Origin of the sequence: Xanthomonas arboricola (genome assembly GCF_003353015.1) — a bacterium.
GTDB classification, from domain to species: Bacteria; Pseudomonadota; Gammaproteobacteria; order Xanthomonadales; family Xanthomonadaceae; genus Xanthomonas; species Xanthomonas arboricola_E.
In genome coordinates this window covers 375277-391351 of record NZ_QREM01000010.1, presented here as the reverse complement: position 1 = coordinate 391351, position 16075 = coordinate 375277, and the positions used below count along the sequence as shown (strand labels likewise).

The 16075-nt window shown below is 67.5% G+C and carries 9 protein-coding genes and 1 pseudogene; 4 read left to right on the top strand and 6 right to left on the bottom strand.

Going from position 1 to position 16075, the window contains the following annotated elements; all coding sequences use genetic code 11:
* Positions 1-323: 323 nt before the first annotated feature.
* The gene (speE, locus tag C0541_RS19140; RefSeq protein ID WP_115050977.1) at positions 324-1181 is read right to left on the bottom strand and encodes a polyamine aminopropyltransferase; all 858 of its coding nucleotides are present in this window, start codon (positions 1179-1181) and stop codon (positions 324-326) included.
* Between the two features lie 237 nt (positions 1182-1418).
* On the opposite strand from speE, the gene speA reads away from it, so the two are divergent.
* From speA to C0541_RS19120, 4 genes and pseudogenes are all read left to right on the top strand, one after another.
* Positions 1419-3305, top strand: coding sequence for an arginine decarboxylase (gene speA, locus C0541_RS19135; RefSeq protein WP_115050976.1), 1887 nt, complete (start codon positions 1419-1421; stop codon positions 3303-3305).
* Between the two features lie 1038 nt (positions 3306-4343).
* Positions 4344-8333: a non-ribosomal peptide synthetase gene (locus C0541_RS19130; RefSeq protein WP_115050975.1), complete on the top strand. Its 3990-nt coding sequence runs from the start codon at positions 4344-4346 to the stop codon at positions 8331-8333.
* Complete coding sequence (locus C0541_RS19125; protein ID WP_115050974.1) at positions 8326-9663, top strand: glycosyltransferase; 1338 nt, start codon at positions 8326-8328, stop codon at positions 9661-9663. The genes C0541_RS19130 and C0541_RS19125 overlap by 8 nt, the downstream gene beginning before the upstream one ends.
* 296 nt (positions 9664-9959) lie before the next feature.
* Positions 9960-11087: pseudogene (locus C0541_RS19120) on the top strand (acyltransferase family protein).
* Between the two features lie 164 nt (positions 11088-11251).
* Here the strand turns inward: C0541_RS19120 and C0541_RS19115 are convergent.
* The 5 genes from C0541_RS19115 to radC form a co-directional block, all read right to left on the bottom strand.
* Entirely contained in the window at positions 11252-12007 is a 756-nt protein-coding gene (locus tag C0541_RS19115; protein ID WP_115050973.1) for an SDR family NAD(P)-dependent oxidoreductase, read from the bottom strand.
* Between the two features lie 40 nt (positions 12008-12047).
* Positions 12048-12596: a hypothetical protein gene (locus C0541_RS19110; protein WP_115050972.1), complete on the bottom strand. Its 549-nt coding sequence runs from the start codon at positions 12594-12596 to the stop codon at positions 12048-12050.
* A 5-nt stretch (positions 12597-12601) separates the two neighbouring features.
* Complete coding sequence (locus tag C0541_RS19105) at positions 12602-13489, bottom strand: SPOR domain-containing protein (RefSeq protein ID WP_115050971.1); 888 nt, start codon at positions 13487-13489, stop codon at positions 12602-12604.
* Positions 13490-13535: 46 nt separating this feature from the next.
* Positions 13536-15224: an arginine--tRNA ligase gene (gene argS, locus C0541_RS19100; protein ID WP_115050970.1), complete on the bottom strand. Its 1689-nt coding sequence runs from the start codon at positions 15222-15224 to the stop codon at positions 13536-13538.
* A gap of 86 nt (positions 15225-15310) precedes the next feature.
* Positions 15311-15988 (bottom strand): RadC family protein, encoded by a 678-nt coding sequence (radC, locus tag C0541_RS19095; protein ID WP_115050969.1) that lies wholly within the window; start codon positions 15986-15988, stop codon positions 15311-15313.
* Positions 15989-16075: the final 87 nt, after the last annotated feature.

Genomic DNA, 16075 nt, shown 5'->3' with positions numbered 1-16075 from the left:
GCCGTGCGGACGGTGCGCCCAGAACCGGAGCGTAAAGCGTGGTGCATACCGATTCCGAGCACCGGCCGCGCCAAGCGGTGCATGCGTGGGTTCGGCAAGTCACTTCAAGCGGCGCTCTGCGTGCTCTGCGCTTGCCGCAGCCGGCGCGCAGACCGCTACGCCGGTCGTGGGGTGCCAAGCTACGGCAGTCAAGACCGGCACGTGGTCGTCAGGCGGGCGGACGCAGCTTCGCTTGCCGCTTCGCTGTTTGCCGCATGGACATGGCGGCTGCTCCGCCTGCCATGCCCATCTGACGAGCGTTCACCTTGGTGCCGCTGGCAGTCTTACTCGCCCAGCGCCTTGGCCACGAACGGCGGTGCGACCAGCACGCCGGTATGCAGGTGCGCGGTGTAATACAGCGTCTCGAAGCCCTTGGCCTGCGCAGCGTCCTGGCGGAAGGCGAAATCGGCGTTGGCCTGCTTGCTGGCCATGGTCACGCTCCACCAGCCGGTGGGGTAGCACGGCTGCGGGAACGGCAGGGTCTTGAACGACTGGAAGCCGGCCTTGCCCATTTCGGTGCGCATTTCCTGGATCAGCGCCAGCAGCGCCAGCGGCGACTCGGACTGCTGCACCAGGATGCCGTCGTCCCTCAGTGCCTTGAAGCAGCTCTCGTAGAAGGCCTTGTTGAACAGGCCTTCGGCCGGGCCGACCGGATCGGTGGAGTCGACGATCACGATGTCCACGCTGCCGGCCGGGCAGTTGGCCATGTAGGCCACGCCGTCGTCGAACAGCAGCTCGGCGCGCGCGTCGTGGTTGGAGTCGCACAGCTCGGGGAAGTACTTCTCCGACATGCGGGTGACCTGCTCGTCGATATCGCACTGGGTGGCGCTTTCCACGCCCGGGTGCTTGAGCACCTCGCGCAGGGTGCCGCAGTCGCCGCCGCCGATGATCACCACGCGCTTGGGCGCGGGATGGGTGAACAGCGCCGGGTGGCTGATCATCTCGTGGTAGAAGAAATTGTCGCGGCTGGTCAGCATCACCGCGCCGTCGATCAGCATCAGCTTGCCCCAGTCGGTGGTCTGGTAGATCTCGATCTTCTGGAACGGGGACTGCACCTCGTCCAGCTTGCCGCTGACGCGGAAGCCGATCGCCGAGCCGGTCGGCTGGAAGTGTTCGATGTACCAGTTGTCGTTGGTGCTCATGCGGACGTCCTAATTCTGGAAGAAGCGGGCTGTTCCTTCTCCCGGCGGGAGAAGGTGGCGCGTGGCGCCGGATGCGGGTCGGGCGCAGCCTCATGCAGTCGGACTGCGTGGCGGCTGACCCTTGCTCGGCCCCGTTCCGACCAGGAGCGGGGCGTGAAGTCGGCGCGGATTGTAACGGACCCTGCGCGTGCCAGGCGTTACACTTCACGCCCTTTTTGCCCCAGCCGAGTCAGCGAAATGAGCGATTGGTCCCTCGACCAAGCCCGCAAGACCTATTCGATCCCGCATTGGGCCGACGGGTATTTCGACGTGAACGATGCCGGACATGTGGTGGTCACGCCGACCAGCGACGGTCCGTCGGTGTCCTTGCCCGAGGTGGTGGATGCCGCGCGCGCGGCCGGCGCCAAGCTGCCGCTGCTGGTGCGTTTCCCCGACATCCTGGGCCAGCGCCTGGGCAAGCTGCAGGCGGCATTCGCGCAGGCGCAGTCCGAATGGGACTACGCCGGCGGCTATACCGCGGTGTACCCGATCAAGGTCAACCAGCACCGCGGCGTGGCCGGCACGCTGGCCAGCCACCACGGCGAGGGCTTCGGCCTGGAAGCGGGCAGCAAGCCGGAGCTGATGGCGGTGCTGGCGCTGTCGCGTCCGGGCGGACTGATCGTCTGCAACGGTTATAAGGACCGCGAATACATCCGCCTGGCGCTGATCGGCCGCAAGCTCGGCCTGCAGACCTTCATCGTCATCGAAAAGCCCTCCGAGCTGAAGCTGGTGCTGGAAGAGGCGCGCGCGCTGGACGTCAAGCCGGGTCTGGGCGTGCGCATGCGGCTGGCCTCGCTTGGCGCGGGCAAGTGGCAGAACAGCGGTGGCGACAAGGCCAAGTTCGGGCTGTCGCCGCGTCAGGTGCTGGACCTGTGGAAGACGCTGCGCGACACCGAGTACGCCGACAGCCTGAACCTGCTGCATTTCCACATGGGCTCGCAGATCTCCAACGTGCGCGACATCGCCAACGGCATGCGCGAGGCCACACGCTACTTCGTCGAACTGTCGCGGCTGGGCGCGAAGATCAGCCATGTGGACGTCGGCGGCGGCCTGGGCATCGATTACGAAGGCACGCGCTCGCGCAGCTATTGCTCGATCAACTACGGCCTGCATTCCTACGCCAGCAACATCGTGCAGCCGCTGGCCAGCGCCTGCGAAGAGCACGGCCTGACCCCGCCGCGCATCGTCACCGAATGCGGCCGCGCAATGACCGCCCACCACGCGGTGCTGATCGCCAACGTGTCCGAAGTGGAGCAGGCGCCGGAAGGCCGCGTGCCGGACGCGCACGACGACGAACCGGCGGCGATCCGCCACCTGCGCGAGATCCATGACGAGCTCGATGTACGCCCGGCGGTGGAATTGTTCCAGGAGGCGCAGCACTTCCATGCCGAAGGTTTGAGTGCGTATGCACTGGGCCAGATCGACCTGACCCACCGCGCACGCATCGACGACCTGTTCTATGCCATCGCCCACGGCGTGCGTGCACGCCTGAGCTTCGACGAGAAAAGCCATCGCCCGGTGCTGGACGAGCTCAACGAGCGGCTGGTCGACAAATACTTCGTCAACTTCAGCGTGTTCGAGTCGATTCCGGATGTGTGGGCGATCGATCAGGTGTTCCCGATCGTGCCGATCGAGCGCTTGAACGAAGCGCCGCAGCGGCGCGGCATCATCGCCGACATGACCTGCGATTCCGACGGCATGGTCAAGACCTACGTCGAGAACGAAAGCCTGGACAGCTCGATGCCGCTGCACACGTTGAATCCGGGCGAGAGTTATCGCATCGGCTTCTTCCTGGTTGGCGCCTACCAGGAAATCCTCGGCGACATCCATAACCTGTTCGGCGATACCGATGCGGTGGAAGTGGCCGTGGACGGCGACGGCTATCGCATCGCGCAGCAGCGTCGCGGCGATACCACCGATGTGATGCTGGACTACGTGGGCTATCAGCTGGACACGTTGCGTGCGACCTATGCCGAGCGCATCGCCGCCGCCCAGCTGTCGCCGCAGCGCGCGCAGGAATTGCACGACGCACTGGAAGCCGGGCTGACCGGTTACACCTATCTGTCCGACGAGCCGCTGGGCTGAGGCCCGGTACTGCGCTGCGGCCAGTGCCGCGGCGCAGTCGATTCCGATGCGAGCGCATCGGGTCTGTCCATGGCTGCCTGCGCAGTCGCCAGGCGGGTACGGCCGGTACCCGGATGCATCGGGTTTGCGAACACCGCGGCGATCGATGTGCTGCATCGACAGCCTCCATGGCTCCGCCGCGCCTGCTCGTAGAGTACGCACACGCCGGCGCAGCGGCGGAACCGGCGAACCTGCGCTGGCCGGTGCTTGCATTGCAGAGCGAGCTGTACAGGCAATGCGTGGCCGCCCCGGCAGGCGCTGCCGACGATCGCAGGCAACGCCACGCCCAGCGCCTTCGCACCGCTACACGTTCCGCCGTGCACGCCGGTGCGACCGCGACCCACCGGTGTTGCTCGCAGCAAGGCGCCAGGTGTCGCAGGCATATGACAGCCGGGCGAGCAGCGGGTGAGCCTGCAAGCGCAAGCAGCATTTCCAGCAGCGGTTCTCCTGCCTGTTGCAGTGATTTTGTCGGTCGCCATTTATAGCAACGGCACTGCAGAAAGTGGTCTTGTTCATTACGGACATTCCTGCAGATTGATGCGTGGAATTCCTGCTGGTCCGCCATTTTTTCGGCACTGATGCGGTGTCTGTCGCGCCTGCTTCCGGCCCGTTGCACGGGTCGTCGACCTCGCACGCGACACCTGCATCCAGAACGCCCGTTGGAATCACACTTCAGAAAAAAATATTTTCGGATGACGCCAGAAGCGTGATTTTTGCACGGTTCAAGATGTTGGCTAATTGTTAGTGTTTATTAACTTGCCGGGAAGCAAGTGCCCTAAAACAAACAGCTGCACATCGTTGTATCGATGCTGCGTTACGCTTCGTTGTGCGTTTTCATCATGCGTCTCCCATCGCGTATCGCCGATGTCCATTGGCGGTCGATGGTGTTGTCTACTCCGCGGTTTTTTAAAGGCCAGGTGCTGATCGGCGTCCCACTGACTGCTGTGCTGTCAGGGCGCGTCGGCCGACTGCGCGCCAAACAGAGAAGGAATGCACGCAATGCACGCCAAAGCCCCCTCCGTGTTTCCATTGACCAAGGCGCAACGCGGCCTGTGGGTCGCCAGCAAGTTGCACACCGGCAACACCTTGATGTTGTCCGAAGCCCTGGAAATGGTCGGCCCGCTCGATCCGCAGCTGCTGATCCGCGCCAGCATGCAGCTGACGTGCGAATTCGACACGCTGCGGCTCTGCATCGTCGAGCACGACGGCGTGCCGCATCAGGTGGTGCTGCCCGACTACACCGCCGCGATTCCATACTTCGACGTCAGCGAGGATGCGTCCCCGCGCCATGCGGCCGAGCACTGGGTCGACGAAGAAATCCGCAAGCCGGAAGACCTGCAGAACGGGCCGTTATGGCATTGCGCGGTGTTCCGCCTGGGCGAGGATCACCACCTGTGGGTGCAATGCGTCAGTCATCTGGTGATGGATGGCTATTGCGCCTCGATCATGATGCAGCGCATGGCGGTGCTGTATAACGCCTACGCGGAAAACCGCGAGCCGGAGCCTGCGCAATACGGCAGCGCGCTGTCGCTGATCGAACTGGAGCAACAGTATCGCGACTCCGATCGTTTCCAGCGCGACCGCAGTTACTGGATGCAGCAGCTGGCCGATCTGCCGCCGCCGGCCACCCTGGCACGTCCGGGCAGTCAGCTGTCGACCGGGCTGTTGCGTGGCACCGGGCAGTTCTCGCCGCAGCAGGTGGTGCGTCTGCGCGCACTGGGCAAGGACTACGGCGCCAGCCTGCCGCAGATGCTGATTTCGTTGATTGCCGCCTATTACTACCGCTGCACCGGCGCCGAGGACCTGGTGCTGGCCATGCCGGTGACCGGCCGCATCAATGCGCGCTACCGGCAGGCTGCAGGCCTGGTGGCCAACGTGATTTCGCTGCGCCTGAAAATGGACCCGCAGCAGCCGGTGCATGCCTTGTTCGCGCAGGTGTCCTCGGTGGTCCGGCATGCGCTGCGCCACCAGCAATACCGCTTCGAGGACGTGCGCCGTGACCTGGGCATGTTCGGGATCGATCAGAAGTTCGCACGCCTGGCAGTGAACATCGAAGCCTTCGACTACGCACTGCGCTTTGGCCAGGCCCATGCGATGCCGCATAACCTCTCCAACGGCCCGGCCGACGATCTGACCATCTTCTGCTACGAGCGCGGCGACGGTGCCGCGTTGCGCTTCGATCTGGATGCCAATCCGGCGTTGTACGACAGCGACGAACTGGCCGACCATTGCCGCCGCCTGACCCATCTGGCCGATGCGGTACTGGCCGACCCGGCATGCGCGCTGGGCCGGATCGATGTGCTGGGCGATGCGGAACGCCGCCGGCTGTTGCAGACCTGGAACGCCACCGCCGCAGCGCTGCCGGAACCGGCCACGCTGCTGCACGGCATGCTGCAGCGTGCCGAGCTGATGCCGGCGGCAGTGGTGGTGCAGTACGACAACCGCAGCCTGGACTACGTCACGCTGTGCGAGCTGGCCTCGCGCATCGCCGCGCAATGGGTGGCCGATGGCGTCCGCCCCGGCGATGTGGTGGCCATCGCGTTGCCGCGCAGCGAGCACTTGTTGGTGGCCCTGCTGGCGGTGATGTGGAGCGGGGCGGCGTATCTGCCGCTGGATCCGGAAAGCCCGGCCGCACGCAACCGGCAGATGCTCGATGATTCCGGCGCCATCGCACTGGTCTGCGAGCCGGCGTTGTGCGAGCGCTATCTGCTCGGTGGCATGGTCTGGCTGGATCCGCGCCCGGCGGTGTTGCCGGCGGCGATCGCGCCGCTGGCCACGCCGGACGGAACCGCCTACCTGCTGTACACCTCCGGTTCGACCGGCGCGCCCAAGGGCGTGGAAATCAGCCATCGCAACCTGTTCAATTTCCTGCATGCGATGGCGCATGAGCTTGCGTTGCGTCCGCGCGACCGCGTGCTGGCGGTCACCACCATCACCTTCGATATCGCCGGGCTGGAGTTGTATCTGCCGTTGCTGGTGGGCGCGCGCGTGGTCGTCGCAGCGGCCGGCATCACCCACGATCCGCGCAGCCTGTCGCGGCTGATCGCGCAGGAACAGATCAGCGTGGTGCAGGCCACCCCGTCGCTGTGGCGCATCCTGCTGGCCAACCAGGATCTGGCGCTGGACCGTATCCACGCCCTGGTCGGCGGTGAAGCCCTGGTGCCGGAACTGGCCACCCAGTTGCTGAGCCGGGTCGGGCGCCTGACCCAGTTGTATGGGCCGACTGAAACCACGATCTGGTCGACCATCATGCCGTTGCAGCTGACCGACGCCGCCGCTCCGCCGATCGGCCGGCCGCTGCTCAATACGCGTGTCTATGTGCTGGATGCGCAGCGGCAACCGCTGCCGACCGGCGCGATCGGCGAGTTGTACATCGGCGGTGCGGGCGTGGCCAAGGGCTATCGCGGCAAGCGCCAGCTGACCAGCGAGCGCTTTGTGCGCGACCCGTTCGCCGACGACGGCAGCAACATGTACCGCACCGGCGACCGCGTGCGTCAGCGCCGCGACGGCATGCTGGAATTCATCGGACGCGCAGACGCGCAACTGAAGATCCGTGGCCATCGCGTGGAGCCGGCCGAAATCGAAAACGCCTTGCTGCTGCATCCGCAGGTGGCGCAGGTGGTAGTGGTCGGTCATCGCGATGGCGACCACGCTGCGCTGCAGCTGCTGGCCTATGTGGTGGGCAAGCAGGGCGCAACGCCATCGGCCGAGCTGTTGCGTGCGCATCTGCAGCAGCGCCTGCCGGCGTCGATGATTCCCACCTTGTGGATGCCGTTGCAGGCACTGCCGCTGACACCCAATGGCAAGCTGGATCGCCGCGCCTTGCCGTCGCCGGGTGCGTTGCCACAGCGCGCGCATGTGGCGCCGCGCAATGCGCTCGAACACCAGCTGGCGGCGATGCTGCAGGACGTGCTGGGCATTGCAGTGGTGGGAGTGGAAGACAACTTCTTCGAGCTCGGTGGCGACTCGCTGCGCGCGGCGGAAATGGCCGCACGTTTCCCGCAGGCGTTCGGTGTCGAGCTGCCGTTGGGCAGCCTGTTCCATGCGCCGACCATTGCCGGCCTGGCCGAGGTGATCACGCGCAAGGCGCAGATCCCCAACGACCCGCTCGGCGTGCTGTTGCCGCTGCGTGCCGGCAGCCCGGGCACGACGCCGCTGTTCTGCATCCACCCGGTGGTCGGTCTGGGCTGGTCGTATCTCACCTTGCTCGGCCAGCTCGATCCGCAGTGGCCGGTATATGCCCTGCAGTCGCCGGGCTTGAGCGACCCGCAGCATCGCCCGGAAAGCATCGAGGCGATCGCGCGCGACTATCTGGCGCGGCTGCGCACGGTGCAGCCGCAGGGGCCGTACCGGTTGATTGGCTGGTCGCTGGGCGGCTTGATCGCCCATGCCATCACCGCCGAACTGCATGCGCTGGGCGAAGAAGTCGAACTGCTGGCGATGCTCGACAGCTACCCGCACCTGGAGCAGGCCGCGTCGCTGCCGGAATCGGAAAACGTGCGTGCCTCGGTGCATGCGCTGGGCCTGCACCTGGCACCCGACCAGCCGATGCCGACCACGGTGACCGAACTGGCCAGCCTGCTGTGCGATCACTACGGGTTGAACGCGCTGCCCGCGGTGCGCCAGCTGCTCGAACAGCGTCCCACGTTACTGGACGACATGGGGGGCCTGACCCAGCACCACCTGCAGCTGGCGCGGCGCCATCGCCCCAGGCCGCTGGACCAGGATGTGCTGTTCGTCGAAGCCAGCGTGCGCATGAGCGCCGGCGGCGACGATACGCTGTGGGTGGATTACCGGCCGCAGGCCTGGCGCCCGTACGTGCGCAACCTGCACCTGCACGCATTGGACAGCGACCACCATTCGATGCTGTCGTCCACGCATTCGGCCACGCTCGGCGCACTGCTGCACGCAGCCACGGCGAATGCGAAGGCCACACAACGCGACGGCAGCATCGCCACCGCCAGCGACGGGGTGGCCGAATATGCCTGAGTCTTCCTTCAACGCGCGGCGCCCGCGGCCGGTGCTGATCGCCACCCTGGGCACGCATGGCGATGTGCGCCCGATCATCGCGCTGGGCCGTGGCTTGCAGCAGCGCGGTTACCCGGTGCGGGTGCTGACCAGCGCCAACTTCGAAGCGCTGATCCGCGCCAACGGGCTGGAGTTCTTCCCGCTCAGCGGCGACCACCAGAAACTGCTGCAGGACCATCCCGATGTCGCCGAGATGCGCGGTGGCTGGCGCGGCATCTGGGGCACCTTGCGCGCGCAATTGCTGGAGTGGGCGCCCGACTGGGCCGCGCAGGGTCGCGCGGCCTGTGCCGAGGCCGGCTTGGTCCTCGGCGTGGGCAGTGCGAGTTTCCTGGCGCACAGCCTGGGTCAGGCGTATGGGCTGCCGGTGGTGTTCACGCAGCTGCAGCCGCTCACCGCTTCGCGCCACCTGCCGCTGATGGTGATGCCGCATGTGCGTTTGCCCGGGTTGGTCAGCGTGGCGCTGCAGCAGGTGGTGCGCTTTGCCGGATGGCAGCTGATGCGGCCGGTGCTCAACGATATCGTGCGACCGGCATTGGGGTTGCCGGCGTATCCGTGGGGCGGTCCCGATCGCAGCGGGCTGCGCGTGCTGTACGGCTACAGCGCGCATCTGTGCCCACGTCCGCCGGACTGGCCGGCCAGCGCCCAGGTCAGCGGTTTCTGGCCGTTGCCGCAGCCGCAGTGGCAGCCACCGGCCGCGCTGCAGGCGTTTCTGCAGGCCGGCCCGCCGCCGCTGTATATCGGTTTCGGCAGCATGATCAGCAGCGATGCCGCGCAGCTCACCGCCACCGTCAAGGCGGCAGTGCGTCTGACCGGTCAACGCGCGCTGCTGGCCAGCGGCTGGGGCGGGCTGGCGGCCGGGGACGACGCTGCCGACGACGCAGGGCGCTTTTTTCATCTGGAGCAGGCACCGCACGATTGGCTGTTCCCGCGGGTGGCGGTGGCGGTGCATCACGGTGGTGCCGGCACCACCGGTGCGGCGCTGGCGGCGGGGATTCCGTCGGTGGTGCTGCCGTTTGGCTACGACCAGCCGTTCTGGGCGCATTGCCTGGCCCAACGCGGCGTCGCGCCGCCGGCGCTGGCACGGGCCGGATTGCAGCCGGAGACCCTGGCCGATGCCATCGGCCAGGCCAGCGCGCCGGGCATGCGCGCGGCGGCACGCGCGCTGGGGCAGCGCATCGGTGAGGAGGACGGAATCAGCCGGGCGGTGGAGCAGCTGGAAGCCTGGGGATTGCTGGAGCCGGCGGTGACGCTGGCGCAGGGAGTGCGCCTCGAGCAGCAGGCTGTCGCTTGACCCAGGCCGTCGCGTGATCGATGACGCCTTTGGGAAGCCACAGCATCGACAGCGGTTTGGCGGCGGTAATGCGGCTGGCGGTACCGAAGGTCTCCGGGTGCGGCACCGGTGGAATGCTTGGCGTGTTGCTGTCGCCGCCAGCCGGTCGACGGCAATACGCGCTGCACTGCTGGCAGGCGTCGAGAACCCGTCTGCGTTGCCGGCACGAGCCGGCGAGCGCGGCCAACGCCGCTGCCGGCATCGCCGCAGCGACGGGATGCGGCACAATCGGGCTTCCTCGCCCCTGCAGCGTCCGCATGCGCTATCCCGCTCTCGATCTGCTGCGTGGCATCGCCATCGTCTGGGTGATGCTGTTCCATTCCTTCGTGGTCGGCGGCCTGGGGCCGGACTGGGCGTGGTTGTCGCGCTACGGCTGGATGGGCGTGGACCTGTTCTTCGTGCTGAGCGGCTTCCTGATCGGCACGCAGGTGCTGCGGCCGCTGGCACGCGGGTAGCGCCTGGACTTCAGGGATTTCTACCTGCGCCGCGCGTTCCGCATCCTGCCGGCGTTCTTGGTGGTGCTGGCGATCTACTTGGCGTGGCCGCAGTTCCGCGAGGCGCCCGGGTTGGCGCCGTGGTGGATGTTCGTCAGCTTCACCCTGAACCTGTTGGTCGACTACGGCCGTGATGCCGCGTTCTCGCACGCCTGGTCGCTGTGCGTGGAAGAACATTTCTATCTGGTGTTTCCGTTGCTGGCGACGCTGTCGATGCGGCGGCCGTCGGCCGCGGGGTTCGTCGTGCTCTGCGTGCTGGTGGTGGTCGCAGGCATCGCGCTGCGCGCCGGCATCTGGTGGCACAACACCGCCCTGGACAGTGCCGGCGCCGGCCTGCAGCGCAACTGGTTCATCGAAGACCTCTATTACCCGACCTGGAACCGTCTGGACGGTCTGCTGGCCGGTGTCGTGCTGGCGGTGCTCAAGGTCTTCCGCCCCATGCTGTGGCAACGGCTGCAGCAGCGCGGCAACGCCGTGCTGTGTGCAGGCGTGGCAATCCTGGCGCTGGCACTGTGGCTGTTTCGCGAGCGTACCGGCCTGGTCGGCAATGCGCTGGGTTGGCCGGTGCTGTCGCTGGGACTGGCCTTGCTGGTGCTCGCCGGCACCGCCACCCGCGGTGTGCTTGGCGGCCTGCGCGTGCCGGGCGCGGCGTGGCTGGCGGCCATTTCCTACAGCCTGTATCTGACCCACAAGGCCGTGTTCCATCTCACCCAGGGCTGGTTCGGCCCGGCCTTGGAGGGGCGCGGCGTGCTGGCATTTGCGGTGTATGGCCTGGTGGCGGTGCTGGGTGGCGCGCTGTTGCACTACGCGGTGGAGCGCCCGTTCCTGCAACTGCGCGACAAGATGCTGCGGCCAGGCGCGCAGCCGTTGGCTGCCGCCGATCGCGGCTGACCGGGCAGAGCAAAACGCCGCGCAATGCGCGGCGTTGTCGTCATCCCTGGCGGTGCGCCGGTTGCAGCGCCGCACCGAGCTTGATGCTGCGCAATCTGCTCACGCGCCGACCAGCCCACCATCGGATCGCGGCGCGATCGGCGCATCGGCGGTGCAGGCCACCGTTACTGTGCGTCGCGCGCCACCTGGAAACCGGCGAACGATTGCGTGACCGGCATGATTTCCAGCCGATTGATGTTCAGATGCGCCGGCAGGCTGGCGACGTAGAAGATCTGCTCGGCGATGTCCTCGGCGGTCATCGGGGTGGCGCCGCGGTACAGCGTGTCCGAGGCGGCCTGGTTGCCGCCGGTGCGCACCAGGGTGAATTCGGTTTCGGCCATGCCCGGTTCGATCGAGGTCACGCGCACGCCGGTGCCGTGCAGGTCCGCGCGCAGGCCCAGCGAAAACTGCTGCACGAAGGCCTTGGTGCCGCCGTAGACGTTGCCGCCGGTGTAGGGGTAGGTCGCCGCGACCGAGGCGATGTTGATGATGGCGCCACGGCGTGCGATCAGTGCCGGCAGCAGGCGGTGGGTGAGGGTGACCAGCGCGGTGACATTGGTGTCGATCATCTGCTGCCACTGGGTCAGGTCGGCCTGCTGCGCGGGTGCGGTGCCCAGCGCCAGCCCGGCGTTGTTGACCAGCACGTCGATGTCGGCAAACCCCGCCGGCAAGGCTTCGATCGCTGCCGACAAGGCCTGTGCATCGCGCATGTCGAACGCGGCGGCATGCACCTGGCCGGCGGGCAGCTCGGCCGCCAGCGCGTCCAGGCGCTCGGCGCGGCGGCCGGTGGCGATGATCTTCCAGCCGGCGGCGGCAAACCGGCGCACGGCGGCGCTGCCGAATCCGGAGGTGGCACCGGTGATCAGGACAGTCTTGGACATGGGGGATAACTCCTGCGAACGAGGGGATCAGGCAAGGGGATCAGGGGGACGTGGCGGGGCCGGGCGCGTTGGCCTGGGCGCGACGCGCGCGCAGGCTGGCCTCACTGAGCGGTTCGCGCGTCACCACGCGGCCGTGTTGCACCTGCAGGAGCAGGTACGGCGTCTCTGCGGCGGTGGGCGCGGTGTCGGCGGCGCTCGCAGCGGTTGGCAAAGCAATCACCAGCTCGCCATCGATCCAGTCCGCGGCGACCGGGGCGGTTCGTCCGGGAAACAGCACATCCAGGGGCAATGCCGGCGGTGCGGTGGCACAGGCACCGATGACGACGCGGTCCAGCAGCAGCTGCGCGTTTTCCACGCGCCAATCGGCCCGATAGCCGCGCCAGTTGGCACTGCAACCGCCCAGCGCCTGCCGCGCATGCGGCACGAAACGTTGCCAGGTGGCCTGGTCGTCCAGCACCGGCGACAGGGGCTCGGCCAGCAGCGCCGCGTCCTGTCCGTCGATCCGGATGCGGTCTGGAATCTGCTCGGTGGCGTGCGCCGCGCCGATCAGTCCCCAGCACAACCACAGGCCGGCAACGCGCTGCAGCACTGCGGCTACTGCGCCTTGATCGCAATGGCGGGCAAGCCGCTACCGGTCAGCTTCTGCTTGGCTTCGGCCAGTTCGCCGGCGCTGCCATACGGCCCCATGCGCACGCGGTAAACGGTCTTGCCGCTGATGTCGGCCGACTCCACGCGTGCGGCCAGGCCCATCATCGCCAGCTTGGCCTTGGTCGATTCGGCATCGCCGGAGGCGCCGAACGAACCGGCCTGCAGGATGTAGCGGGTGTTGTCTGTCACCGCAGCGGGGGCGGCCGGGGTGGCAGTTGCCGCTGCCGCAGCCGGCTTCGGCGCAGCGGTTGCGGCAGGCGTGCTCAGTGCCGCAGTACTGGCCGGCGCCGGCGCCGGCGTGGCGGACGGGCGTGCCGGGGCGGTCTCCGCCAATGGCTTCGGCGCACCGGCCGCCGTTTCGTTCAACGGCACCGGCGCGCTGGTGGCCGGCGTGGCGGCCGCCACGCTCGCACCCGGTGCCGGCGCGACCGGCTTGCCTTCCAGGGCCGCACGCGCACGTGCGGCTTCTTCGGCGCGCGCACTGGCCGCCAGTTCGGCATCGGACATCTGCACTTCCTTGCCGGGCAGCAAGGTGTAGAAGTCGTACTGGGTCTGCGCATCGCCCGGCTTGGCCGGCGGCTTGGGCGGTTGCGCGCTGGGCTTGGGGAGTTCGGCCGGCGTATCGGTGTCGGTATCGGCCACCGGCTCGGGCTGCGCGTCGGGGTTGGCGCGCGGGCCCACGCGCAGGAAGCCGTCGCCGTCCTTCTTGAACAGGTTGGGCGCGGCCAGAAAGATCACTGCCGCAATCGCAGCGCCCGCCACCAACCACACCCAACCGGGGGTGCCATTGCTGGTGTTGCGTCGTGCCTGACTCTTACCGCGTCGTGCTGCCATCTACCACTTCTCCGAATCACGTCATTGCAGGCCATGCGGCCTGTGCTTACATCTTTTCCGGGGCGCTGACGCCAAGCAGTTCCAGGCCGTTGGCGAGCACCTGTTGCGTGGCGACGGCGAGGGTGAGCTTGGCGTCGCGCTCTGCGGCATCGTCCACCAGCAGTTTGGTGTTGTGATACCACGTGTGGAAGGCGTGCGCCAATTCACGCAGGTATTGCGCGATCTGGTATGGCTCCAGCGCCTGGCCGGCGATTTCCACCACCTCGGCATAGCGCGACAGCTCGACCATGACGTTGAGCGAGTGCTCGTCGTCCAGGCGCGCCAGCTCGGCCAGTCCATGCGCCTGCTCGTACTTGTAGCCTTTTTCCTGTGCCTGCCGCAGCACGCTGCACACGCGCGCATGCGCGTACTGCACGTAGAACACCGGGTTGTCGTTGCTCTGCTGGCGGGCCAGGTCGATGTCGAAGGTGAGCTGCGAGTCGGGCTTGCGCGCGATCAGGAACCAGCGCACCGCATCGGCGCTGGTTTCCTCGATCAGGTCGCGCAGGGTGACGTAGCTGCCGGCACGCTTGGACAGTTTCACTTCCTCGCCGCCGCGCATCACCGTGACCATCTGGTGCAGCACGTACTCCGGCCAGCCTTGCGGGATGCCCAGTTCCAGCGCCTGCAGGCCGGCGCGCACGCGCGTCAGCGAGCCGTGGTGGTCCGCCCCCAGTTCGGTGATCGCGCGCTCGTAGCCGCGCTGCCACTTGGTCAGGTGGTAGGCCACGTCCGGCACGAAGTAGGTGTAGGTGCCGTCGGACTTGCGCATCACCCGGTCCTTGTCGTCGCCGAAGTCGGTGGACTTCAACCACAACGCGCCGCCTTCCTCGTAGGTATGGCCGGAGGCGACCAGCTTCTGCACCGCCTCTTCGACCTTGCCGTCCTTGTACAGCGAGCTTTCCAGGAAATAGATGTCGAAATCGACGCGGAACGCGGCCAGGTCGTGGTTCTGCTCGTTGCGCAGGTAGGCCACGGCGAAACGGCGGATCGCGTCGAAGTCGGCAGGATCCTTGCCGCCGGTGACCAGATGGCCTTCCAGGTCGACGGTGTCGCCGGCCAGGTAGGCGTTGGCCACATCGGCGATGTAGTCGCCGCGGTAGCCGTTCTCCGGCCAGCCGTCGCTGTCGGGGGTGAGCCCTTGCGCGCGCGCCTGCACCGACAGGGCCAGGTTCTCGATCTGCACGCCGGCATCGTTGTAGTAGAACTCGCGCTTGACGTTCCAGCCGTTGGCATCGAGCACGCGCGCCAGGCTGTCGCCGATCGCCGCCGCGCGGCCATGGCCCACGTGCAGCGGGCCGGTCGGGTTGGCCGAGACGTATTCCACGCCCACCGAGCGGCCGTTGCCGGCCAGCCCGCGCCCGTAGTCGTGGCCCTGCTTGAGCACGTGCGCCACTTCGCGCTGGTAGGCGGTGGGGGCGAGATGGAAATTGATGAAGCCCGGTCCGGCGATCTCGACCTTGGCCACGTCGTCGCTGGCCGGCAAGGCGGCGACCAGTGCCTGGGCCAGCGCACGCGGATTGCTGCGCGCGGCCTTGGCCAGCAGCATCGCGGCATTGGTGGCGAAGTCGCCGTGCTCGCGCGTCTTGGGCCGCTCGACCACAAAATCCGGCGGCAGGGTGTCGGCGGGCAGGGTGCCATTGGCGCGCAAGGCTTCGATGCCTTGGCCGATCAGTGCGCGGAGTAGGGCTTTCACGTGGGATCTGCTTGGAACGAAACCAGCGATTTTACCCGACCGCGCGCCCCGGGGTCCGGCCGACGGTTCAGCTCAGCGTCGCCTTGTCATCCCAGCCAGCCGCGCTCGGCCAGCGATACCGGCCGGCCGTCGCCGATCACGAAGTGGTCCAGCAGGCGGACATCCACCAGCTCCAGTGCATCCAGCAGGCGCCGGGTGACCGCGCGGTCGGCCTCGGACGGTTCCGGATTGCCGGACGGGTGGTTGTGCCCGACGATCACCGCCGCGGCGTTGTGCAGTAGCGCCCGCCGCACCACTTCGCGTGGATGGATGTCGGCCCCGTCGATGGTGCCGGTGAACACTTCCTCGAAGGCGATGGCGTGATGGCGGGTGTCCAGGTACAGCACCGCGAACACCTCATAGGGGCGCGGACGCAGCCGTTGCGAAAAGTAGCGGCCGGCGCTGGGCGGGTCGCTGAGCGCATCGCCGCGCTCCAGCGCGCTCAGCAGGTGGCGGTTCGCCAGTTCCAGCGCCGCACTGAGCTTGCAGGCCGAGGCCGGACCCAGGCCGGGCAGGCGCGCCAGTGCGGGCGCGGTGTGGTCCAGCAGCACGCGCAGCGGGCCATGGCGCAGCAGCAGCTCGCGCCCGGTCTGCACGGCGTCCTGGCCGCGCAGGCCGGAGCCGACAAAGATCGCCAGCAGCTCGGCATCGGACAGGGCGGTCGCCCCGCGCGCCAGAAGTTTCTCGCGCGGGCGTTCGTGGGTGGGCCAGTCGTGAATGTGCATATGGCGAGATTGCCGGTGCTCATCGCTCACGCCTATCAGGCCGGACGGGGGCATCGGCTAATCTAGTTGTCCTTGTAACCGTAGGAC

Excerpts from the sequence above, each read along its gene's own strand:
- radC (WP_115050969.1), bottom strand. The coding sequence starts at position 15,988 with ATGCACATTCACGACTGGCCCACCCACGAACGCCCGCGCGAGAAACTT.
- speA (WP_115050976.1), top strand. The coding sequence starts at position 1,419 with ATGAGCGATTGGTCCCTCGACCAAGCCCGCAAGACCTATTCGATCCCG.
- C0541_RS19125 (WP_115050974.1), top strand. The coding sequence starts at position 8,326 with ATGCCTGAGTCTTCCTTCAACGCGCGGCGCCCGCGGCCGGTGCTGATC.
- speE (WP_115050977.1), bottom strand. The coding sequence starts at position 1,181 with ATGAGCACCAACGACAACTGGTACATCGAACACTTCCAGCCGACCGGC.
- C0541_RS19130 (WP_115050975.1), top strand. The coding sequence starts at position 4,344 with ATGCACGCCAAAGCCCCCTCCGTGTTTCCATTGACCAAGGCGCAACGC.
- C0541_RS19105 (WP_115050971.1), bottom strand. The coding sequence starts at position 13,489 with ATGGCAGCACGACGCGGTAAGAGTCAGGCACGACGCAACACCAGCAAT.
- C0541_RS19115 (WP_115050973.1), bottom strand. The coding sequence starts at position 12,007 with ATGTCCAAGACTGTCCTGATCACCGGTGCCACCTCCGGATTCGGCAGC.